26 protein-coding genes are annotated in these 21,423 nt (G+C 66.8%); 12 read left to right on the top strand and 14 right to left on the bottom strand.

The genetic code is table 11. From position 1 onward, the window contains the following. Nucleotides 1-5: 5 nt before the first annotated feature. Complete coding sequence (locus tag RXV88_RS02735; protein ID WP_316290503.1) at nucleotides 6-797, bottom strand: MaoC family dehydratase N-terminal domain-containing protein; 792 nt, start codon at nucleotides 795-797, stop codon at nucleotides 6-8. A 30-nt stretch (nucleotides 798-827) separates the two neighbouring features. Between RXV88_RS02735 and RXV88_RS02730 the strand changes: the two genes are divergently transcribed. After that, nucleotides 828-1,223, top strand: coding sequence for a VOC family protein (locus RXV88_RS02730; protein ID WP_316290501.1), 396 nt, complete (start codon nucleotides 828-830; stop codon nucleotides 1,221-1,223). On the opposite strand, the gene RXV88_RS02725 is transcribed toward RXV88_RS02730, so the two are convergent. The 3 genes from RXV88_RS02725 to RXV88_RS02715 all read right to left on the bottom strand — a co-directional run bounded on the left by RXV88_RS02725 (nucleotide 1,220) and on the right by RXV88_RS02715 (nucleotide 3,535). Beyond that, nucleotides 1,220-1,774: an NADPH-dependent FMN reductase gene (locus RXV88_RS02725; protein WP_316290499.1), complete on the bottom strand. Its 555-nt coding sequence runs from the start codon at nucleotides 1,772-1,774 to the stop codon at nucleotides 1,220-1,222. The two genes, RXV88_RS02730 and RXV88_RS02725, sit on opposite strands and share 4 nt — an antisense overlap. Before the next feature lie 99 nt (nucleotides 1,775-1,873). Continuing rightward, a complete protein-coding gene (locus tag RXV88_RS02720; RefSeq protein WP_316290497.1) occupies nucleotides 1,874-2,527 on the bottom strand; it encodes an OmpA family protein in 654 nt (217 codons plus the stop codon). Nucleotides 2,528-2,686: 159 nt separating this feature from the next. Continuing rightward, a complete protein-coding gene (locus RXV88_RS02715; RefSeq protein ID WP_316290495.1) occupies nucleotides 2,687-3,535 on the bottom strand; it encodes a bifunctional helix-turn-helix domain-containing protein/methylated-DNA--[protein]-cysteine S-methyltransferase in 849 nt (282 codons plus the stop codon). A 167-nt stretch (nucleotides 3,536-3,702) separates the two neighbouring features. Here RXV88_RS02715 and nth point away from each other — a divergent pair, with 167 nt between their 5' ends. The 4 genes from nth to RXV88_RS02695 all read left to right on the top strand — a co-directional run bounded on the left by nth (nucleotide 3,703) and on the right by RXV88_RS02695 (nucleotide 7,402). Next, entirely contained in the window at nucleotides 3,703-4,347 is a 645-nt protein-coding gene (gene nth / locus RXV88_RS02710) for an endonuclease III (protein WP_316290493.1), read from the top strand. Then, entirely contained in the window at nucleotides 4,344-5,333 is a 990-nt protein-coding gene (locus RXV88_RS02705; protein ID WP_316290490.1) for an adenosine kinase, read from the top strand. The genes nth and RXV88_RS02705 overlap by 4 nt, the downstream gene beginning before the upstream one ends. Before the next feature lie 107 nt (nucleotides 5,334-5,440). Continuing rightward, on the top strand, nucleotides 5,441-6,610 hold the full coding sequence (locus tag RXV88_RS02700) for a S8 family serine peptidase (RefSeq protein ID WP_316290488.1): 1,170 nt from the start codon (nucleotides 5,441-5,443) through the stop codon (nucleotides 6,608-6,610). Between the two features lie 54 nt (nucleotides 6,611-6,664). Continuing rightward, complete coding sequence (locus RXV88_RS02695) at nucleotides 6,665-7,402, top strand: metallophosphoesterase family protein (protein WP_316290487.1); 738 nt, start codon at nucleotides 6,665-6,667, stop codon at nucleotides 7,400-7,402. A gap of 30 nt (nucleotides 7,403-7,432) precedes the next feature. On the opposite strand, the gene RXV88_RS02690 is transcribed toward RXV88_RS02695, so the two are convergent. After that, complete coding sequence (locus tag RXV88_RS02690; RefSeq protein ID WP_316290485.1) at nucleotides 7,433-7,717, bottom strand: hypothetical protein; 285 nt, start codon at nucleotides 7,715-7,717, stop codon at nucleotides 7,433-7,435. A 187-nt stretch (nucleotides 7,718-7,904) separates the two neighbouring features. Between RXV88_RS02690 and RXV88_RS02685 the strand changes: the two genes are divergently transcribed. The 4 genes from RXV88_RS02685 to acpS are packed head-to-tail and all read left to right on the top strand — an operon-like array spanning nucleotide 7,905 to nucleotide 11,149. Next, the gene (locus RXV88_RS02685; protein WP_316290483.1) at nucleotides 7,905-8,657 is read left to right on the top strand and encodes a pyridoxine 5'-phosphate synthase; all 753 of its coding nucleotides are present in this window, start codon (nucleotides 7,905-7,907) and stop codon (nucleotides 8,655-8,657) included. A 1-nt stretch (nucleotide 8,658) separates the two neighbouring features. Then, complete coding sequence (locus tag RXV88_RS02680) at nucleotides 8,659-9,273, top strand: LysE family translocator (protein ID WP_316290482.1); 615 nt, start codon at nucleotides 8,659-8,661, stop codon at nucleotides 9,271-9,273. Then, nucleotides 9,270-10,706, top strand: a complete 1,437-nt coding sequence (locus tag RXV88_RS02675; RefSeq protein WP_316290480.1) for an alpha/beta hydrolase — start codon at nucleotides 9,270-9,272, stop codon at nucleotides 10,704-10,706. Before RXV88_RS02680 ends, RXV88_RS02675 begins: the two co-directional genes overlap by 4 nt. Before the next feature lie 14 nt (nucleotides 10,707-10,720). Beyond that, nucleotides 10,721-11,149 (top strand): holo-ACP synthase, encoded by a 429-nt coding sequence (acpS, locus tag RXV88_RS02670; protein ID WP_316290479.1) that lies wholly within the window; start codon nucleotides 10,721-10,723, stop codon nucleotides 11,147-11,149. Between the two features lie 114 nt (nucleotides 11,150-11,263). Here acpS and RXV88_RS02665 read toward each other — a convergent pair whose 3' ends face one another. Next, nucleotides 11,264-11,629 (bottom strand): helix-turn-helix transcriptional regulator, encoded by a 366-nt coding sequence (locus RXV88_RS02665; RefSeq protein WP_316290477.1) that lies wholly within the window; start codon nucleotides 11,627-11,629, stop codon nucleotides 11,264-11,266. Nucleotides 11,630-11,825: 196 nt separating this feature from the next. Here RXV88_RS02665 and RXV88_RS02660 point away from each other — a divergent pair, with 196 nt between their 5' ends. The 3 genes from RXV88_RS02660 (at nucleotide 11,826) to RXV88_RS02650 (ending at nucleotide 14,782) form a co-directional block, all read left to right on the top strand. Beyond that, on the top strand, nucleotides 11,826-12,707 hold the full coding sequence (locus RXV88_RS02660) for a LysR family transcriptional regulator (protein ID WP_316290475.1): 882 nt from the start codon (nucleotides 11,826-11,828) through the stop codon (nucleotides 12,705-12,707). Nucleotides 12,708-12,804: 97 nt separating this feature from the next. Beyond that, on the top strand, nucleotides 12,805-13,560 hold the full coding sequence (locus RXV88_RS02655) for a hypothetical protein (RefSeq protein WP_316290473.1): 756 nt from the start codon (nucleotides 12,805-12,807) through the stop codon (nucleotides 13,558-13,560). 76 nt (nucleotides 13,561-13,636) lie between these two features. Further along, nucleotides 13,637-14,782, top strand: a complete 1,146-nt coding sequence (locus tag RXV88_RS02650; RefSeq protein WP_316290470.1) for an MFS transporter — start codon at nucleotides 13,637-13,639, stop codon at nucleotides 14,780-14,782. Here RXV88_RS02650 and RXV88_RS02645 read toward each other — a convergent pair. The 8 genes from RXV88_RS02645 to queG form a co-directional block, all read right to left on the bottom strand. After that, nucleotides 14,779-14,961: a Trm112 family protein gene (locus tag RXV88_RS02645; protein WP_316290468.1), complete on the bottom strand. Its 183-nt coding sequence runs from the start codon at nucleotides 14,959-14,961 to the stop codon at nucleotides 14,779-14,781. The genes RXV88_RS02650 and RXV88_RS02645 overlap by 4 nt on opposite strands. Next, nucleotides 14,958-15,608, bottom strand: coding sequence for an LON peptidase substrate-binding domain-containing protein (locus tag RXV88_RS02640; RefSeq protein WP_316290466.1), 651 nt, complete (start codon nucleotides 15,606-15,608; stop codon nucleotides 14,958-14,960). Before RXV88_RS02640 ends, RXV88_RS02645 begins: the two co-directional genes overlap by 4 nt. Nucleotides 15,609-15,634: 26 nt before the next feature. Further along, entirely contained in the window at nucleotides 15,635-16,543 is a 909-nt protein-coding gene (trxA, locus tag RXV88_RS02635; protein WP_316290464.1) for a thioredoxin, read from the bottom strand. Between the two features lie 135 nt (nucleotides 16,544-16,678). Next, a complete protein-coding gene (locus tag RXV88_RS02630) occupies nucleotides 16,679-17,287 on the bottom strand; it encodes a class I SAM-dependent methyltransferase (RefSeq protein ID WP_316290462.1) in 609 nt (202 codons plus the stop codon). A 7-nt stretch (nucleotides 17,288-17,294) separates the two neighbouring features. Further along, nucleotides 17,295-17,801: a peptide-methionine (S)-S-oxide reductase MsrA gene (msrA, locus tag RXV88_RS02625; protein WP_316290461.1), complete on the bottom strand. Its 507-nt coding sequence runs from the start codon at nucleotides 17,799-17,801 to the stop codon at nucleotides 17,295-17,297. Then, nucleotides 17,798-18,247 (bottom strand): peptide-methionine (R)-S-oxide reductase MsrB, encoded by a 450-nt coding sequence (msrB, locus tag RXV88_RS02620; protein ID WP_316290459.1) that lies wholly within the window; start codon nucleotides 18,245-18,247, stop codon nucleotides 17,798-17,800. Before msrB ends, msrA begins: the two co-directional genes overlap by 4 nt. Nucleotides 18,248-18,345: 98 nt before the next feature. Further along, nucleotides 18,346-20,352, bottom strand: a complete 2,007-nt coding sequence (locus RXV88_RS02615; RefSeq protein ID WP_316290457.1) for a hydantoinase/oxoprolinase family protein — start codon at nucleotides 20,350-20,352, stop codon at nucleotides 18,346-18,348. After that, nucleotides 20,352-21,386, bottom strand: coding sequence for a tRNA epoxyqueuosine(34) reductase QueG (gene queG, locus RXV88_RS02610; protein WP_316290455.1), 1,035 nt, complete (start codon nucleotides 21,384-21,386; stop codon nucleotides 20,352-20,354). The genes RXV88_RS02615 and queG overlap by 1 nt, the downstream gene beginning before the upstream one ends. Nucleotides 21,387-21,423 lie beyond the last annotated feature (37 nt).

Here is a 21,423-nt window from a genome sequence, read left to right as displayed (position 1 = left end):
GGTTCTCAATTGATCGTGGCCGTCATCACCTGCCGCCCGTCCGGCCCGCGCACCCAGGCGTCGGCACCGTTGCGGCACAAGGTGGCGGTTTCCCAATGCATCAAGGGCGAGCTGGCCCGAAAGGCAAAGCGCGAAAGCGCCGCTTCGTCGGACGCCATCAGCATCAGCAATTGCGCCAGCAAGGGCCCGTGCACCACCAGGCCGTCATAGCCTTCGGCGGTGCGGGCGTAGGTTTCGTCATAGTGGATCCGGTGACCGTTGAAGGTCAGCGCCGAATAGCGAAAGAGCAGCGTGGTGCCGAACGCCGCCTCGCGCGACGCCTCTTCGTCGGTGCGGGCCACGGTCGGGGTGGGCTTGGGCTGGGCGGGGTCGGCGGTCTCGCGATAGACGAGGTCCTGATGCTCGGTCACGCAAAGCGCGCCCTCCTGCCAGAACTCGTGACGCAGGGTGACAAAGGCCAGCGGGCCGCTGCGCCCCTCCTTGCGGGTCGCGGCGGCGCAGGTGCTGCGCTTTTCCGCCGGAACGCCAGCGCGCAGGGGTGCCGCGAACTCCAGCCGCCCGCCGGCCCACATCCGGCGCGGCAGACCCATGTCGGGGATAAGCCCACCGACTTTGGGGTGCCCGTCAGGGCCAAGCGCCGAGGGTGGCTGCGCATCCCAGAAATAGAGGTGGTGAAAGAACGGCGGCAGGGCATCGCCAGCCTGCACCCGCCCGTCCCGCCCCAGCGCCACCAGCAGCGCCGCGGCGCGGGCCGGATCCATGACGTCGAATTGGCTTGTGCTGGTCATGCGGCCCATGTTCCCTGTTGCCCGAAAGGTCCCTGGAATATGCCCCGCGTCCAATCGCTTGACCACCTGGTTCTGACCGTGCGCGACCTCGACCGCGCAATCGCGTTCTACCGCGATGTTCTGGGGATGCGGGCCGATGCCTTCACTCCCGCCGATGGCAGCCGCAGATGGGCGCTGAGCTTTGGAACGCAAAAGATCAACCTGCACCTCGCCGGGGCCGAGTTCGACCCCAAGGCAGACGCGCCGACCCCGGGCAGCGCCGATCTGTGTTTTCTGTCGGAAACGGGGCTGGAGACGTGGCAGCAGCACCTGGCCGGGCTTGGGGTGGCGGTGCTCGAAGGGCCGGTCGACCGGACAGGCGCGCAGGGACCGATCCGCTCGATCTACCTGCGCGACCCTGACGGCAACCTGATCGAGATCGCCAACCGGCTTTAGCCCTGGCGCGCCCGCAGCGCCTCGTCCCGCAAGAGGCCCATCAGCTCTTCCAGCACCTTGATGCCGCGTTCGTTGGTCAGCCGCCCGTCGTCGTCCCATTGCTGGGCGGTTTGCGGCACCATCATCTCGGGCCCGGGCAGCACGCGCGGACGGAAGGGGTTGAGACACCAGCGCAGCATCTCTTGCGACCGCGCGCCCCCCTGCCCGCCGGCGGCTGCGGACATGACCGCGACGGGTTTGTCGCGCCACGGGTTGCCCTCGGTCCGGCTGATCCAGTCGAGCGCATTCTTGAGCGACCCGCTGATCCCCTTGTTGTATTCCGGCCCGGCCACGATCACCGCATCCGCCAAGGCGATCTGATCGGCCAGGGCCTGCACCTCGGCCGGGATGCCGGTGGCCTCCTGGTCGTCGGCGTCGAAGAGCGGAAAGCGGATGTTGCCTTCGATGAACTTGGCCGGGCCGAAATGCCGGGCGGCCTCGTGCATCAAGAGATTGTTTGTCGATTTGGCGCGCAGCGATCCGCAGATGCCCAGAAGGGTCAGGTCAGCCATTGTCGTAAACTCCGGGTTGTTTGACCCATTTACCTACAACGCAACAGCGCCGCGGCAAGGCGCGGCGCTGTCTATGGCCTGTGCGTCAATGCGCAGAAGTCAGGCGTTGGGCAGGATCACGATCTCGACCCGGCGGTTCTGCTGACGGCCCTCGGGCGTCAGGTTGGACGCGATGGGCTGGTCCTCGCCACGGCCAAAGGTCTGAACCCGGCCCGACGACACGCCACGGCTGATGAGTACGCCCGCGACCGATTGCGCCCGGCGCTGCGACAGGTTGTAGTTGTAGGACGCGTCGCCGACGTTGTCGGTATGGCCGATCACCTGCACGGTGGTGTTGGGGTAGTCCAGCAGGCTGTCGGCCACGGTGCGGATGTCGCCCTGCAGATCGGGGCGCAGGTTGGCGCTGTCGGTGGAGAAGAGGATGTCCTGCGGCATCGTCACGATCAGGCGGTCGCCGGTGTTACGGATGCCGACGTTGTTGCCCAGATCCTGACGCAGCTCGGCTTCCTGCTTGTCCAGCTGGTTGCCGATCGCGCCGCCGACGGCGGCCCCGACCAGCGCGCCGGCCACGGTGGCGCGGTTGCGCTCGCCCCGGTCGTCGCCGCCGGCCAGACGGCCGGTGATGGCGCCAAGACCGGCGCCGATCATCGCGCCCTGCTTGGCCTGACGGTTGGGGTCGTTGGGATCGACGCAGGCAGTCAGCCCCAGTACGGCGATCAAGGAAAGTGCGACGGGAGTTTTGGCCCGGATCATTTTATGCCTCGTTTGTTGCGCCCCGAATGCCGGGGTCTGGTGCTGTATAACGCCGTTGCGCGCCGGGCTTAAACGACACCCTGCCGCGGATCGGCACTATTCCGCGCACTTTATGTCGGGCGGGCTTTGTTATTCAATATCACCCAGCCTTTTCTGGCCTCACGCATCCGCGCGCGCGGCCTCCCATGCCAGGATCGCGCGTTTGACCGGCAGGCCCCAGTGGTATCCGCCCAGCCCACCGGATTTCCGCAAGGCGCGGTGGCAGGGGATCAGATAGCTGACCGGGTTGCGCCCCACCGCGGTCCCGACGGCGCGCACCGCCCGGGGATGACCGACGGCCTGCGCGATCTCGGAATATGTGGTCACATGACCCGAGGGCACACGCATCAGCGCCTCCCAAACCTTGATCTGGAACGGCGCGCCGGTCATGTAGAGCGGCACCGCATCCGCCGAGGGCGTCACGCCGAAGGCCGCGTCGACCCAGGGCTTCAGCCGCGCCGGGTCGTCCACGTAATCCGCATTCGGCCAGCGGCCCGTCAGATCCTCCATCGCCGCCGCCTTGCCCGTCTCGGCGGCAAGCGCGATGCCACAGATGCCCTTGTCGGTGCCCATCACCAGGGCGGGGCCGAAGGGGCTGTCGAACCAGCCCCGGTAAATCGTCAGCCCGGCGCCGCCCTTGGCGTAATCGCCCGGGCGCATCGCCTCCCACCGCAGGAAGAGGTCGTGCAGCCGCCCGCCGCCGGACAGCCCCGTGGCATGGGCAGTCTCGAGTGTGGTGAACCGGTCGGCCAGCAGCGCCTTTGCATGGCCCAGCGTCAGATATTGCTGATACCGCTTCGGGCTGACGCCCACCCATTGCGAAAAGAGCCGCTGGAAATGCGCCGGACTCATGTTCAGCTCCGCCGCGAGCCGGTCGAGCGACAGGTCCCGATCCGCCGCGTCGATGATATCGAGCGCGCGGCGCATGACGTGGAAATGATAGCCGTCGTCTCGTGTCTGCATATTCATGGCGCACCTCTTGTCTGACCCTCAATGTAGCCGCACCGCGGCCCGGCCACGACCCGGAACATGATCAAACGCCGCTTTGCCCGTGCCGTGGGCTCTGTGGCGGAAAACGCCGTGCCGGGGCCACGGCTCCCCTTGTCCGGGCGTCCAAAAGCGGGCAGACAGACGCGATGGCAAAGCAGCTCGATTATCACACGATCCGCGAGATCTTTACCCGCTTTCACGCGTCCGAGCCCGAACCCAAGGGCGAGCTCGAGCATGTGAACGCCTTTACGCTGGTGGTGGCCGTGGCCCTGTCGGCGCAGGCCACCGATGCGGGCGTGAACAAGGCGACGCGCAAGCTTTTCGCGGTGGCCGACACGCCGGAAAAGATGCTGGCGCTCGGCGAAGAGGGCGTCATCGAGCATATCAAGACCATCGGCCTTTACCGCAACAAGGCCAAGAACGTCATCAAGCTGAGCCGTATTCTGGTCGAGGAATACGGCGGCGAGGTGCCCAATTCGCGCGCCGCGCTGCAATCGCTTCCAGGGGTCGGGCGCAAGACGGCGAATGTGGTTCTGAACATGTGGTGGCACTACCCGGCGCAGGCGGTGGACACGCATATTTTCCGCGTCGGCAACCGCACCGGCATCTGCCCCGGCAAGGATGTGGTCGCCGTCGAACGCGCGATCGAGGACAACATCCCGGTCGATTTCCAGCAGCACGCGCATCATTGGCTGATCCTGCACGGGCGCTATATCTGCGTGGCGCGCAAACCGAAATGCGGCGCCTGCCTGATCCGCGACCTGTGCCCTTTTGAGGAAAAAACCGAATGAAACGCTATCAGGTTGTCGGCATCGGCAATGCCATCGTCGACGTGCTGACCCGCAGCGACGACAGCTTTCTGGACCATATGGGCATTCAGAAAGGCATCATGCAACTGGTCGAACGCGACCGGGCCGAGGTGCTTTACGGCGCCATGGAAGGCCGCGTTCAGGCGCCCGGCGGCTCGGTTGCCAACAGTCTGGCGGGGCTTGGAAATCTTGGTCTGCGGACCGCCTTCATCGGGCGGGTTCATGACGACGCGCTGGGGCGGTTTTATGCCGATGCGATGGCCGAAGACGGCACCGACTTCGTCAACCCGCCGGTGGCGGGCGGCGAACTGCCGACCTCGCGCTCGATGATCTTCGTGTCGCCGGATGGCGAGCGGTCGATGAACACCTATCTGGGCATCTCGGCCGAGCTGGGGCCCGACGACGTGCCCGAAGAGGTCGCCGCCGAGGCCGAGCTCGTCTTTCTCGAGGGCTATCTCTTCGACAAGGACAAGGGCAAAGAGGCGTTCATCCGCACCGCCCGCACTTGCCGCGCAGCGGGGGGCAAGGCGGGGATCGCGATCTCGGATCCGTTCTGCGTCGAACGCCACCGCGGCGACTTCCTGACGCTGATCGAGCACGAGATGGACTACGTGATCGGCAACGAGGCCGAGATCCGGTCGCTGTTCCAGAACGACGACCTCGAGGCCGACCTCGCCGCCGTCGCGGCGATCTGCCCGCTGGTCGTCTGCACCCGCTCGGGCGACGGGGTCACCATCGTCCGCGACGGCGTGCGCACCGACGTCCCCGTGACCAAGATCACACCGGTCGACGCCACCGGCGCCGGCGATCAATTCGCCGCCGGCTTCCTTTACGGGCTGGTCACCGGGCGGGACATGGCCGTCGCCGGCCGCATGGGCTGCGCGGCCGCCGGCGAGGTGATCAGCCACATGGGCCCGCGCCCCGAGGCAGATCTGCGCCAGATATTCCGCGACAACGGCTTGATTTAACGGCGCTTTTACGACGCATTCACGCGCGCCGTCTTCCCGCGTTAGCGGCAGACCTGTAGCCTTGGACATCCCGCCGCGACAGCGGACGGGATAACGCGGGATGGTCAATGGCCGAATATCTGATCTTGCGGGATGCGTCGGGCACCTGGCAGCGCGGCGACTCGCCGGGCGCGGGGTGCCTTGGCGCGCCGGTGGCCATATCCCGGACCAAGCGGCGGGCGGACCCGGATATCTCGGTCGCGGAACTGGACGGAACCGGGCTCGACGAGCTCTGCGCGGATCCGTCCGTGCTCTCCATCGCGCCGGTGATGCCCACGCGGTTGGTCAGCCCCGAACCGCTCGACGATATCCGCCCCGAGGACGTGGTGCCGCTTTGGGGTCTGCGCGAGACCGGCGCGCTGGATTGCGCCTATGACGGCACGGGCGTGACGATTGCGTTGCTCGACACCGGGATCGACGCTAAACATCCCGCGTTTTCCGGCGTCTCCCCGGTGTTTCAGGATTTTGTCGGATCGGGCATGCACGACGACCACGGCCACGGCACGCATTGCGCGGCATCGATCCTCGGCCGACCGCTGAAGGGATACCGGCTTGGCGTCGCCACCGGGATCGACGCACCGCTGATCGGCAAGGTCATCGCGGATTACGGGCGCGGCACCTCGGCGATGCTGTTTCACGGGCTGCAATGGGCGCTGGAAAACGGGGCCGCGATCATCTTTCTGCCGGCGGAATTCGACACGGTGACCATGAGCGAAGCGCTGGCTGCGAGCGGGCATCCCGCGCGGCTGGCCGCCTCTGTCGCGCTGAACGCTTTGAACGGCAACCTTGGCCTGATGCGCACGCTTCTGATGCTGCACCAGGCCGGGCGGGACAAGACCGAGGCCCCGCTGATCGTCGTTCCCGCAGGCAACAACAGCCGCCGCACGATCTCGCCAGAGCTTACCACCGCAGGCACGCCGATGACCGCCGTGCCCGGCGTAATCTCCGTGGGCGCGCTTGGCTATGGCGAAGACGGCCTGACCCTCGCCAGCTTTTCCGACCTGTGCCCGACACTGGTCGCGCCCGGGGTCGGTATTCTGTCGGCGGCGGCGGATTCCAACTTGCGCGCGCTCAACGGCACGACGATGGCGGCCGCCTGTGCCGCCGCGCTCTGGTTGCAGGCGCAGGGGGAAAAGCGGTTCGTGACGCGGATGCTGGCGAGTGCCCGGAATACCGGAATGCCCGGGGGTCAGGGGCCGTGGCATATCGGCGCCGGGCTGGTGCAGGCGCCCCGGTAGACCCCGATCAGGCGCAGTTGGCCTTTTCGGATCGTCTGTCCTAGGGTCTGGACGATGAAGCTCACCGATCTTCTACGCCGCCGCAGGCGTGCGTCCCCGCCGCCGCCGCCGTCGCCCGAAACGCCATTCGCGGCGATCGGAGACGTTCACGGACGCGACGACCTTGTCGAGCGACTGCTGCCCAGGCTCGCCGAGCTGCCGCTGGTCTTTCTCGGCGATTACGTGGATCGCGGCGAGCACAGCGCACAGGTGCTGCGGCGGCTGAAGGCGATGTGCGATGCGGGGGGCCGCGTCGTCTGCCTGCTGGGCAATCACGAGGATATGATGCTGGATTTCCTCGACGCGCCCGAGGTCAACGCCGAGCGCTGGCTGCGCAACGGCGGTTTGCAGACCTTGTCCAGCTTTGGGGTCGCCTTTCGTGACGGGGGCCCCTCTGGCGCGGGCTTTGCCGCGATGCGCGATGACCTGCGGCAGGCGATGGACCCCGGGATGGAAGCCTGGCTGCGCGCCTTGCCGACCCATTACGTGAACGGCAACATCGCCGCCGTTCACGCCGGGGCCGATCCCAACCGCCCGGTCGAACGGCAAGAGCCCGCGACCCTCTTGTGGGGGCATCCGGAGTTCGGCAGGACCCCCCGCCGCGACGGGCGCTGGGTGGTGCACGGCCACACGATCCACGCCGAACCGACCGTGTCGGACCGGGTGATCGCCATCGACACCGGTGCCTATGCAAGCAACATCCTGACAGCGGCGGTGTTCCGCGCCGACACGGTCGACTTCGTCACGACCTGAGCCCCTCTGCCCCTAGGAATGGGGCCGCCCTTACCCGCCGGCAAAGACCTCTCCGCCCGCCGTGCTGGCCAGCGTCATGGGCAGCTCATCGGCTGCCTGCGCGCGGATTGCGGCGATCTTTTCCTGCGCGGCCGCCGCCGCGTCCGCATCGGCATATTCGGTGACGACGCAAAAGCTCCGGTCGCCCGTGCGCACCATCTGCGTGCGCTGCGCCCCGGTGCCCAGCACCAGCGGCACGAATTTGTCCCTTGCCAGCGTCTCCATCTCGTCGGTCCAATCGGTGGTGTCCCAATGCGATACGGTCGAATATGTCATGAATAGTCCCCCTGAAAATACGCCACCCGAAACGGCATGGCAGGCCGGAACCATAGCACAAAAGACCCTGCTCACCTAAAACGGCACCCCGCCGCGGCGCGGCGCAACCGTGGCCTGCGCGGCAGAATCCGGTTTCCCCGATCCGTATTGCGCACTAGGTTCCAAACATCAGCAGAAGAGGCCCCCAATGACCGAATTCGCCGGACGCCTGCGCCTTGGCGTCAACATCGACCACGTCGCCACTGTCCGCAATGCGCGCGGCGGGGCCTATCCCGATCCCCTGCGCGCAGCGCAGGTCGCGCAAGAGGCCGGGGCCGATGGCATAACCGCGCATCTGCGCGAAGACCGCCGCCACATCACCGACTCAGACATCGACGGGCTGATGGAGGTGCTGACCATCCCGCTGAATTTCGAGATGGCCGCGACGCCCGAGATGCAGCAGATTGCCCTGCGGCACAAACCGCACGCGGTCTGCATCGTCCCCGAAAAGCGCGAGGAACGCACCACCGAAGGCGGGCTCGAGGTGGCGCGCGAGGAAAACCAGCTGGCCCATTACATCGCACCACTGCGCGAGGCGGGCTGCCGGGTGTCCATCTTCATCGCCGCCGACCGGCCGCAGATCGAGGCCGCGCACCGCATCGGTGCGCAGGTGATCGAGCTGCACACCGGGGCCTATTGCGATTACCACGCCGAGGGCAAATACGCCGAACGCGACGCCGAACTGGCGCGGCTGCGCGACATGGCCAGCTTTGCCCATAGCCTCGGGCTCGAGGTGCACGCAGGGCACGGGCTGACCTACGAAACGGTCGGCCCCGTCGCCGCCCTGCCCGAGGTGATGGAGCTGAACATCGGCCATTTCATCATCGGCGAGGCGATCTTTCGCGGGCTCGGCCCCGCCATCGCCGAAATGCGCCGCCTGATGGACGAGGCGCGGGGATAACATGGGGCCCGACCTGCCCCTGATTCTGTTGGGCTGGGCCATTGCGGGTAGCAGCCCGGGCCCCGCCACGCTTGCGATCTCGGGCACGGCCATGGCCGAGGGACGGCGCGCGGCGCTGACCATCGCGGCGGGGATCATCTGCGGCTCGGCGCTCTGGGGTATCGCCGCCGGGCTTGGGATGAGCGCGCTGATGCTGACCCATGTCTGGATTTTCGAGGCTGTGCGGTATGCCGGGGCGTTCTATCTTCTTTACCTCGCGCTGAAGTCCTTTCGCCGCGCGCTGCTGCCCGGAATGCCGGTCAAATCCGCCGTCACCCGAAGCGGGCGGCTCTTCGGCAAGGGGCTGCTGCTGCATGTCACCAACCCCAAGGCGATCCTTTCATGGGGCGCGATCTATGCGATCGCGCTGCCCACCGACGCCGCAATGACGCAGGTCTGGCATCTCTTCGCGATGCTCAGCTGCGTCTCCGCCTGCGTCTTTCTGGGCTACGGCGTTCTCTTTTCACGACCCGGCATTTCGTCGGCCTACCGCAGTGCGCGGCGCGCCTTCGACGCATGCTTCGCGCTGCTCTTCGGTGCGGCCAGCCTGAAACTCCTGTCAGCACGGCTGACGTGACCCGGTCGCTGACCCTGGTCGCCCTGCTTGTCGCAGGCTGGGCGCTGTGGGTGCTTGAGGGGGCGCGGGCCGGGCTGACGATCACCGACATGCGGATCGGGCCGACCCCGGTCACGCATTACCACGGCGACGGGCCGCCGGTGGTGATCGCGCACGGCTTTGCCGGGTCGCGGCAGATGATGCAGGGATACGCCACGGTGCTGGCGCGGGCGGGGTACGATGTCTACGCCTTCGACTTCGAGGGCCATGGCCGCAACCGGGTGCCCATGTCCGGCGACGTGACCCGCATCGACGGCACCACGCGGCTCTTGACCGATCAGACCCTCGCGGTGATCGGCGCGATGCCGGGCGAGGGGCCGGTCGCGCTGCTGGGGCATTCCATGGCGACCGACATTCTGGTGCGCGCCGCCGCCGAGACGCCGCGCGCGGGCCCTCTGGTTCTGCTGTCGGCGTTCTCCGAGGCGATCACGCCAACCCACCCCGGCAACCTGCTGCTGATCACCGGCGCGTGGGAGCCGGGGCTGCGCGAGTTTGCCAGCGCGGCGCTGCGCATGGTCGACCCCGCCGCAGTTTTGGGCGACACCGCCGCCGCCGGCCCGGTCACCCGCCGCGCCCTGCTGGCACCCGCCGCCGAGCATGTGGCGATCCTGCACTCCCGCCCCGCGCGGACCGCCGCGCTGGAATGGCTCAACGCATTTTACGGCCGCAGCCAAAGCGCCCCGGTTCCGCCGACGGGATGGGCGCTCTTGGCGTTGCTGGCGGCGATCACCGCGCTGGCCATCCCGCTGATGCGCCTGCTGCCCGCCAGCGCCGCGCCGGAAACCCCGCTTGCCCCACGCGCCTTTGCTTTGGTCACGCTGGTCCCGGCGGCCGCCGCGCCGCTTCTGGCGGCGCCGGTGGACAGCCGCCTTTTGCCGGTGCTCGTGGCCGACTACCTGGCGCTGCACCTGGCGCTTTTCGGCGGGTTGCAACTGGCGCTTTTGTGGCGGCTGCGGGGGCGTCCCGCCGCGCCTGCCTTGCGCGGCTTTGCCCTGCTGCTGGTCTGGGCGCTGGGGGTCTTCGGCGTCGCGCTCGACCGCTACGGCGCGAATTTCTGGCCGACCCCCGAGCGTCTAACGGTGATCGCAGCGCTTTGCCTTGGCGCGGTGCCCTTCATGCTGGCGGATGCCTGGTTGGCGCGGTCCGCCCCTCTGTGGCAGCGGATCGCCGCGCGGCTGGCGTTTCTGGCGTCGCTGGCGGGGGCCATCGCGCTGGATTTCGAGGGGCTTTTCTTCCTGTTGATGATTGCGCCGGTTATCGTGCTCTTTTACGTCACATTCGGGGTCATGGGGCGCGCGGCGGCCCGGCGCAGCGGGTTCGCGGGCCCCGGGCTCGCGCTTGGGCTGGTGCTGGCCTGGGCGCTGGGTGTCAGCTTTCCACTATTCGCGGCCTGAAAGGGGGGAACCGGATGATACTGGGCATCGGTACGGACCTTGCCAATATCGAGCGGATCCAAGGCACGCTCGACCGGTTCGGCGACCGCTTTCGCAACCGTGTCTTTACCGAAACCGAACAGCGCAAGGCCGAACGCCGCGCCGACACCGCCGGCACCTATGCCAAACGCTGGGCTGCGAAAGAGGCCTGTTCCAAGGCGCTCGGCACCGGCCTGCGCATGGGCATCGCCTGGAAGGACATGGCGGTGTCGAACCTGCGCACCGGACAGCCCGTGATGCATGTGACCGGCTGGGCGAAAGACCGGCTGGACGCGATGACGCCGCCGGGGCACGAGGCGATCATCCACGTCACCCTGACCGACGATCACCCCTGGGCGCAGGCCTTTGTCCTGATCGAAGCGCGCCCGGTCGCCGCCCCGCAAGACGGCGATACGTCCCGCTGACCCCGCCGCGCCGGTTCACGGGCCGCGGCGATTATCGCCAGCAAGACTTTGCATCTGATTTCAAAGCACCGGAAATTGCGCTACGCGCTCGCAATTCCGGCTGCCGTATCGGTATTAAGCCGATTTTCGGGATTTGCAGAGCCGGATGAGCTCGAGCATGTTGCGTTTCACATCCGGGTCCTCAAGCTGGTGCAACTGCAGCGCCGCTTCGGCCACATCGCGCGAAACCAGCGTGTCGTTCAACGGCTGTTCACGATCCAGCCCGTCGAAAAAATTATTGGGTGTGACGCCAAGCAAATCGGCCAATTGCCACAATTTGCTTGCGGATATGCGGTTGCTCCCCTGCTCGTATTTCTGAATTTGCTGAAACGTCAGGCCCACGCTTTTGCCTAGATAGGCCTGTGAGAACCCGCAAGCTTCGCGAAGAAATCGCAGCCTCGCGCCAACGTGGCGGTCGATATCCTCAGGGCTCAGGGCCATACATTCACCTCGCATCTTATTTTCCTCTCAAAGACTCGAAAAAGAAGTCAACGCTTAAAGATCACGCCTCGGTTGTATCTTGGCGGGGTTCGGCGGGGATGAAAATTATAAATATTCTGGACGCTTATGGGTGAAAAATGGTATGCCGGTGGATGATTAATCACCCACTTTACCCAACCCTTTGCGGAGGTAACGCGTGCCCAGACCGAACGAAAAGTCAGATGTCACCGTTGCGATGCTGCGGGCCTTTGTGACCCTGTCGAGAACCCTGAACCTCACGGAAACCTCCGAACGGCTGGGCGCCACCCGTCAGACCGTCCGGCGCCACATCTCGGATCTCGAGGCGATCAAGGGGCGGCCGCTGTTTTCGCTGGAGCGGCAGGAATATGTGCTGACCCAGTACGGGCGCGAAATCCTTGCGGATGCGGAAAGCATCCTGCGGCAGGTGGCGGCCTGGTCGGACCGCACCAGCATGACCCGGCGCAGTTCGCATTGGCTGGAAAAGGCGCATTTTCTGGACAGCAGCGGGCGTGAATTTCATTCCCAGCAGCATCCGATCAGCCGAATCGCAAGCAGCGGTCCCCGAATCATGAAACAGACGCTTGCCGCCTGGGGCCAGGCGCTGACCCAGATCGAGGATCCGGCGATGGCCGAGGTACGGCCCTATCTCGTGGTCTACCGCAAGGACCGGCGCGGATGGATCTGCGTCGAGATCGGTGAAAAATCGGCCTATGCGCTCTGGTTCGGCTGGGCCTGGTCGAAAAGCGCGATCGGACGGCTGTCGCAAGAGGACAACGCCGGCAACGAATTCAACGACTTCATCGCCGATGCCTATGCGCGAATCTACGGCGATGGCGGCGTGCGGCTGGACCACCTTTATGCACACCTGCCCAGAGAGAGCGACGACAAGGCGGTGCCGATCAGTTTCCAGCGGTTGCTGATGGGCTGCGTGTTCCCCGACGGCACGCCCGCGCTGGCGGTTTTGGTGCTCATGACGCGGGATGTGGATATCGACGCGATGCGCGGAATTGAAATTACGTCGATCCCCGAGGATTGCGAAATGGTGTGCGACGCGTGATTTCTTACCAATTGCTGCAAAGAAAGGCACAAGAGTAGCAATTCGCTGGTAGATTTCTTTCTGTGGTTGTGACCAAAACAGAAGGAGTAAAAAACCAATGACTGCACTCAATCTTTACACCATGATCGTTAACGTCGCGAACATCACCAAGGAACTCGAGACCGCGGGAATGCGGCTCGAAATCGGCGGCGATTTCGTGGCGTATCGGAGACTCAGGAACGCTCAGGCGGATCGTGCACCGCTTTATCCAATGTTCGACGTTTCCAGTTCCTATGTCGATGCCGGGAATGCCTTTTGGGTTTGCGGATTCAACGACAAGGACGAATTGGTGCACACCCAGGCGATTCGGCGGCTTGATATGGCGTCCGAGACGTTGGGCGAACATATCAATTCGCACCGGCACAAATACATTACGCCGAACTCGACCCCCGATCCGGACCGGACCTTCTACTCTCAGCCTCCGGCGCTGGACCGGATCACCGGGCAGGTCTGCTATCACGGCGAATTCTGGCTGAAAGGCGGCGATGGCGGGCACCGGAGCCAGGGATTCACCGCGCTTCTTTCGCGCGTCGTGTTCGAACTGGCGCTCAAGATCTGGGCCCCCGACTATGTCTTCGGATTCGTTCCCATGCCGTTGGCCTTCAAGGGGATCCCGGTGCGCTATGGCTACACCCATTGCGAACCCGGCACCTGGATCGGCCCGGACAAGCAGATCACGGCGGAAGAGGCGCTGGTCTGGATGGGCCGTTCGGACATCGTGCAGTTTCTCGACACCCAGCCCATGGCGCTGTCGCACGAACGCCGGATTCCCGACCGCCGGGAGCTGATGAACAAAATGAGCGTTGTCGCCTGACAACTTTGACGCGGCCGGGGCTTGCCCCGGTCGCACCTAGACGTGTAACCGAGTAACTCCCGTTGCAGGAGCCGTGATGAAAGAAATTTCGAAACGCATGATCGCGAGTCCGATCATGGCCAGCATCGCCTTTGTCATGGAACTGACCCTGGTGCCGCTTTTGCTGCCCAGCATCCGCGACAGTTACGGTCTTGGGATAGGCGAGCTGGCGTGGTTCTTCAACTCATACGCGGCGTCGATGGCGCTGGGGGTTATTCTGGGCGGATGGGTCGGGGATGTCTTTGGCGTCCGCCGCGTTTTTGCCGCCGGTGTTCTGATGTTCGCCGCCGGCGCGCTGGTCGTCATGGCTGCCGGTACCTTCGAAACCCTGATCGCGGGGCGCATCGTGCAGGGGCTGGGCGGCGGGCTGTTTTCGCCGCTCGTCCCGATTCTGCTGACCCGCGCCATGCCGAAACGACCGGGCAAGATCCTGATCATCTGGGGCAGTATCGCGGGCTATTGCGCCGCCATCGCGCCGCTGATCGCCGGGATGACGCTCGACGGAACCGGCTGGCAGATGGTGTTCGCGCTCTTTGCCGTGCTGGCCGGCGTGGCCCTGCTGCTCTTTGGCCGTGGCCCCGCCGCCCCGGGAGATGGCGCCACGCGACGGTTTCCGGATTTGCGTCTGCTGTTGCGGGTGCCGATGCTCTGGCTGGCCTTCGGCTATATCTTCTGCACCTACGGGGTGATCCTGTTCTACCTCTTCAAGCTGCCGCTGCGGCTGACCGAGGCCGGTCTGGGGCCGCAGGCCATTGGCATGAGCCTCGCCGCCATGTGGCTCAGCTTTTCGATTTCCGGCACACTGCTGCGAAATGCCGTCGATGGCACGCATCTGCAAAAGATCGTCCTGGTCGCGCCGCTGTTGATCGCCGCGGGCTTTGCCCTGCTCGACCTCGGAGAGGGAATCGTGGCCGTTGGTGCCTCGGCGGTTTTCATCGGTGTCGGCTTTGCCTGCAGCAACGCCCCGTCGACCCAGTTGGTGCTGCGCCATGCCCCTTCCGGGCTGAGCGGAATTTCGGCCAGTCTCGACATCAGCTTTGCGCGGCTGGGTGGTGTCACGACGGTTGCGCTGCTGGCGCAGGCCGGGGCAGGGTCGTCGTTCTCGGTCATTCTGGCGATGTCGGTCCTGGCCTCGGTCTTTGCCCTGATCACCGCCGGCCAGACAGAGCGGGTGCCGGTCTAATCGTCCAGCTTGCGGGCCTCGTCCACCAGCATCACGGGGATGCCGTCGCGGATCGGATAGGCCAGACCTGCGGTCTTGCTGACCAGCTCTTGCCGATCGGCGTCATAGGTCAGACGGCCGTGGGTGTTGGGGCAGACCAGCGCCTCGAGCATACGGCGGTCGAAGGTCAGATCGGTCATTGCATCAGGTCCTCTTGGCTGCCCCCGCGCAGCGCATATTCGATCAGCGTCACCAGGGTTTCGCGCCGCGTGGCCAGCGACGGCGCCTCCAGCAGGGCCTGCTTTTCATCCGGGTTGAAGTCGAGCAGCATCGACAGCGAATTGACCAGCAATTCGTCATCCGCCTCTTTCAGGGTCTGCCAATCCGCCGACAGGTCGCGCGCGGCGAAATAGCGGTCGAGCAGATCGAGAAACCGCCGCCGATCAAAGCCCGTGTCCCGTTCTGCCCCGCCACGGTCGCGTTCGAACCCATCCCAGCTGACCTTGCAGCGCCGGTAGGGGCTGAACCCGCCGGGGATTTCCTCAAGCACGCGAAAGCGTGATTCGCCGCCCAGCGTGATCATGTAGCGCCCGTCCTCGGTTTCTGAAAACTGGGTGACGCGGCCGGCGCAGCCGATACGGTGCAGGCCGTGGCCGCCGTCGCGGCCCGGGATGGCGTTGGGCTGCACCATGCCGATCAGCCGCGTATCGGTCTTGAGCGCATCGTCCAGCATCGCCAGATAGCGCGGCTCGAAGATATGCAGCGGCAAACGCGACCGAGGCAGCAGCAGCGCCCCGGGCAGCGGAAAGATCGGGATAATGTCCGGCAGGTCAGGGTGCTGTTTCATAGGCAATAGCTAGCCCCCCGCGCCGCTCAGGCAAATATCATCGAACTCAGCCGCCGGCGCCCGCTCAAGGCCACGGGATCGTTGGGTTTCAGCGCCTCGAAAATGGTCATCAGCTGGGCCCGGGCCGCGCCGTCGTTCCATTCGCGGTCGCGCCGGAAAAGCTCGAGCAGGTGATCGACCGCCGCCTGCCCGTCGCCCTTGGCATAAAGCGCCTGCGCCAGGTCATAGCGCGCCTGGTGATCGTCGGGATTGGCGTCGACCTGCGCCTGCAGCTCGGCGATCGGTCCGGCGTTGGCGCCCTGCTTGGCCAGCTCCAGCTGGGCATGGGCGGCCTCCAGTTCGGGCGCGGTCGAGATCGCCGCCGGCGCGCCGTTCAGGATCGCCTCGGCCTGATCGAGATCGTCCATCGCCACATGCGCACGCACCAGCCCGCCATAGGCGGCGGCGTTCTCGGGCTCTTCCTCGAGGATTGCGGCAAAGGTCTGGGCCGCGTCCACGGCCGCGCCCTGTTCCAGCATCTCTTCGGCGGCGGCGATGGCCTCGTCCAGCCCGCCGCTGGCGTCACCGCCAGATTGCTGAACCAGCCGGTCGATGAAGGCCTTGATTTCGGATTGCGGCACCGCGCCCTGGAACCCGTCCACCGGCTGGCCCTTGTAGAAGGCGTAGACCGTGGGGATCGACTGAATGCGCAATTGCCCGGCGATGTTCTGCGCCTGATCGACGTTGACCTTGGCCATGCGCACGGCGCCCTTGGCAGCCTTGACCGCATCCTCCAGCATCGGGCCCAGTGTCTTGCAGGGGCCGCACCAGGGCGCCCAGAAATCGACGATGACAGGCACCTCCTGGCTGGCCTCGACGACCTCCGCCATGAAGTCCGCCTCGGTCACATCCTTGACAAGGTCCTGCGCCGGCTGCGCTCCGCCCAATTCGATCATCGTCTATCCCCTTTGCCATGTCGCGGCTTGTTGGGGGTTAGATGGCGCAAGGGACACCGCGTTGCAAGGGGCGCGACCGCAAGCCGTACCGCGCCCACGCGGTCCCCGACCCCGATCCGGGACCTCCTGGCCGTGCTAGCCGCCCTTGCGCGCGACGAGGAACCGGCTGGGCGGGCGGGCTGGGTAGTCGCCCCGTTCCTCAATAGCGAACCCGGCGTCGAGCAGTGCCGCCTCCAGCATATCCGTCCGCAGAAAGGCCACCGGGCTGGGGGCCTTGCCCAGCCATTGCATCGCCGCGATCACTGGCCGCAGCCACCACTTCCCGCCAAGACAGGGCGTCTTGGAAATGAAAAGCCCGCCCTCGGGCAACGCCTCGTGGACCTCTGCCAGAAGGCCGGGCAGATCGTTCACCAGATGCAGCAGGTTGAAGGCCAGAACCACATCGGCCCCGCCTGTCAGCCCGCCCGTGGCATCGGCCACCTCGAACGACAGCTGCGGCGGGGCGTCCTTGGCGCGGGCGATGGCGATCATCCCGGGCGCCACGTCGGTACCGCGATAGGCGGCCACCGCCCCTGCCAGCCGCAAGGCCGTGCTGCCCGTGCCGCAGCCCAGCTCGATCACCCGCGCCTCGGGCGTCAGCCAGGCCGACACCCGGGCCAGCGTCGCCTCATAGGCGTCGGGATTGCCCACCGGCCGCGCGGCATAACGCTCGGCGATGCGGTCCCAAAAGGCGGCGTCGGCCATGCCCGCCCTATTCCGCCGCGTCGCGCCGGGGCAGTACCCAGTCGGGGCGCGGGAAATGGCAGGTGTAGCCGTTGGGGAAGCGTTCCAGGTAATCCTGATGATCGGGCTCGGCCTCCCAGAAATCGCCCACCGGTTCGACTTCGGTCACCACCTTGCCGGGCCAGATCCCCGAGGCCTCGACATCCGCGATGGTGTCGAGCGCCACGGCGCGCTGATCCTCGGTCACGTAGTAGATCGCCGAGCGATAGCTGAGCCCCAGATCGTTGCCCTGCCGGTTCAGCGTGGTGGGATCGTGGATCTGAAAGAAGAACTCCAGCAGCCGCCGATAGCTGATCTGATCCGGATCATAAACGATCTCGATCCCCTCGGCATGGGTGCCGTGGTTGCGGTAGGTGGCGTTGGGCACGTCCCCGCCGGTATAGCCCACGCGGGTCTTTTCGACACCGGGCAGCTTGCGGATCAGATCCTGCATGCCCCAGAAACAGCCCCCCGCCAGAACAGCGCGTTCGCTCATGTCACGTCCTCCACTTGGTCCAGATAATCGCCATAGCCCTCGGCCTCCATGTCGTCGCGGTGCACGAAGCGCAGGCTGGCCGAGTTGATGCAATAGCGTAGCCCGCCGCGATCCATCGGACCATCGGGAAACACATGCCCAAGGTGGCTGTCGCCGTGGGTGCTGCGCACCTCGGTGCGGATCATCCCGAGGCTGGTGTCGCGCAATTCGTTGATATGGGCGGGCTCGATCGGCTTGGTAAAGCTGGGCCAGCCGCATCCCGATTCGTATTTGTCCGCACTGGCAAAGAGCGGCTCGCCGCTGACGATATCGACGTAAATGCCCGGTTCCTTATTCCCAAGGTATTCCCCGGTGCCGGGCCGTTCGGTCCCGTCCTCCTGCGTGACGCGGAACTGCTCGGGCGTGAGCGTCGCGATCGCGTCAGGGTTTCTTTCGTATTTGGCCATGCGTGTTCTCCGTCGGTTCGAAGTATTAGATGGGGTTCCGGGCGCTTTTGCAAAGGCCGCTGTAACCTGGGTCACATTCCGGCGCGCGCCCGGCGGGTTCAAGCGCCGTCGCCCTCCCGCGTGATGCGCGGGCGTCCGCTGGCCTCGGCGGTGATCTCGGCCTCGATGAAGATCTCGCGCCCCTCGGCCTCTGCGGTTTTGACCTGCCGTTCAAGATGCACGCTGATCCCGGTCGCCCCTGCGGCCTCTGCCGCCGCGCGCGTCTTGGCGGTCAGCGCTGTCTCGAGCGCCGAAAGCGCGTCTTCGGCGGATCCGAAATCCTGCGGCCCCTCTTCGAGATGCACGCGAAAGCGCCCCTCGGCTGGGGCCGTCACCACGCCCGAGCGCCGCATCGCCACCCGCCCGACCACCGCGCCGATGGCATTGGCCACGCCGCCCAGATCGGGCAGCACCGTCTCGGCCCCGAGCCACTCACCGACCGCCGGATAATAGCACCGCGCCGAGGCGCCCAGCCCCACCACCGGCACCGCCACCCGCGCGCGCAGATCGACCAAACCCTCGTGCCCCGCCAGCCCCGCCTGCATCAGCGGATGGCGCGCCAGATCGCCGGGGCTGCCCTCCCATCCGTCCTCGGCAAAGGCGGTCTCGAGCAGCGCCAGCCCAGTCGCCCGGGTCATCCCGGCGACGATCATCTCGGCCAGCGCCCCCGGGGTCTCGGCCAGCCGCGCGCCGCTGCCCACGCGCCGCCGCGCCATCAGCGCCAGCGCTTTTTTCGAAGCTTCAGCATCCCAATCGCCGACCCGGCCCAGCACATGCACCGCATCAGTCGGCGTCACGCCGGCCACTTGCACAAGGCCTCGTGCCACCAGCCGTCCCAGCGCCTGCCCGTCGAGCCGCGTGCGCAGCACCTCGCCCAGAGGATGCAGCGCCCCGCCGATCCGCGCCAGCAAGGCCTCTTCCCGCGCACCCAGACCGCCCCGATCCTGCCCCGGCACCGCGCGCACAAAGCGCGCGTCATGCTCACCCGGCACCGGGCTGCGCGCAGCGCGGTCCAGCGCGTCATGCACCACCTGCGGCGCCTCGGACGCAACAAGGCAGACCGGGATCAGCCGCCGGGGCCCCAGCGTCACACCGCCCGCCAGCCCGGCCTGCACCACATGCACCTCTGAATCGCCGCCCAGACCGTGGGTGCGCATCGCCACCGCCTCGACCATGGTGCGCCAGCGGCCCACCTGCGCGCCCGCCGGGTCGATCGCCGGCATACCGCCGCGCAAGAGCGCGATATCCGTCGTCGTCCCGCCGATGTCCGACACCAGCGCGGTGTCGGCCCCGGTCAGCCAGCGCGCCCCAACGAGGCTCGCCGCAGGGCCGCTGAGGATCGTCTCGATGGGCCGCGCCTGCGCCTGCTCCGCCGACATCAGCGCGCCATCGCCGCGGACCACCATCAGCGGCGCGCTCAGCCCCATCTCGGCCAGCACCTCGCCCGCGCGCAGGATCAGCCGGTGCGTCAGCCCAATCAGCCGCGCGTTCAAGAGCGCGGTCAGCGCCCGCTTCGGCCCGCCCAGCCGCGCCGAAAGCTCGTAGGAGCAGGACACCGGCCGCCCGGTGACCCGGCGCAGCGCCTCGCGCGCCGCCTGTTCATGCGCCGGATTGCGCGTGGCGAACTGCGCCGCCACGGCGAACGCCGACACCTGCTGGCCTGCCGCCCAATCCGCCAGCGCCTCAAGGTCGAGCGGCGCCACCTCGGCGCCCGCGTGACTGTGCCCGCCCGCCAGCATCAGCACCGGATCGCCGCCCAGCGCCTCGGCCAGGCCATGGGCGGCAAGGTCCCGCTCGGCAAAGCCGATCAGCACCAGCGCCACGCGCCCGCCCTGCCCCTCGACCAGCGCATTGGTGGCCAGCGTCGTCGACAGCGCCGCCATCGCGACATCCGCCGGGGCCACGCCGGCCTCGTCCAGAACCGAGCGCACCGCGCGCCCGATCCCCAGCGCCAGATCGTCCCGCGTGGTCAGCGCCTTGGCGCTGGCCAGCACCTGCGCCTCGTCGCGCAACAGCACCGCGTCGGTGTAGGTCCCGCCGGTGTCCACGCCCAGGCATATCGCCATCAAAAAGCCTCCCGCAACCGCGCCACGGCCCAGCGGGCGGCATCCGCCACCACCGGATCCGCATCCTCGCAAAGCGCCTGCACCCTTGGCAAAAGCGCCCCGTCGCCCGAGTTGCCGATCGCATAGCAGACGTTGCGCACAAAGCGCCCCCGCCCGATTCGCTTGATCGGCGAGCCCGAGAACCGCGCCCGGAACGCCGCATCATCCAGCCCCGCCAGATCGGCCAGCGCCGGGGCCTCCAGATCGGGCCGGGCATGGTACTTCACCTCGGACGCCCGGCGCGCGAACTTGTTCCAGGGGCAGACCGCCAGGCAATCGTCGCAGCCATAGATCCGGTTGCCCATCAAACCGCGCAGGTCTTCGTCCACCGGCCCCTTATGCTCGATCGTCAGATAGGAAATGCAGCGCCGCGCATCGAGCCGGTAGGGCCCCGGAAAGGCATCCGTCGGGCAAATGTCGAGACAGGCCCGGCACGATCCGCAATGATCGACCTCGGACGCGTCGCGCGGCAGATGAACCGTGGTGAAAACCGAACCGATAAAGAACCACGACCCAAGCGAACGGCTCACCAGATTGGTATGCTTGCCCTGCCAGCCCAGCCCGGCGGCCTGCCCCAGCGCCTTTTCCGGCACCGGCGCGGTGTCGACAAAGACCTTCACCTCGCCCCCGGCCTCGGCGATCAGCCAGCGCGCCAGCCGCTTGAGCCGCTTCTTCACGACGTCATGGTAATCGCGGTTCTGCGCATAGACCGAAATCGCCGCCCGGTCGCTCTGCTCCAGCACCTCCAGCGGATCGGCTGCGGGCCCGTAATTCTCGGCCAGAACGATAACCGACCGCGCCGCGGGCCAAAGCGCCGACGGCGCCGCGCGCCAGGCCACCCTCTCGGCCATCCAGCCCATCTGCCCGTGATACCCCCGCGCCAACCAGTCGGACAGCTTCGCGCCGACATCCACCGTGACAGGGTCGCAAACGCGGCAGAGGTCGAACCCCGCCGCGCGCGCCTCAGCCGCCAGGCGCGCCTTCAGATCGTCCACGCGCGACGCCGGCGGGATGGTGGGCGGGGCGTCGCCG

This window comes from Aestuariicoccus sp. MJ-SS9 (assembly GCF_032586235.1).
Lineage (GTDB): Bacteria > Pseudomonadota > Alphaproteobacteria > Rhodobacterales > Rhodobacteraceae > Aestuariicoccus.
Note: the sequence above shows the minus strand (reverse complement) of the source record. Positions and strands in the feature narration are given on the sequence as shown.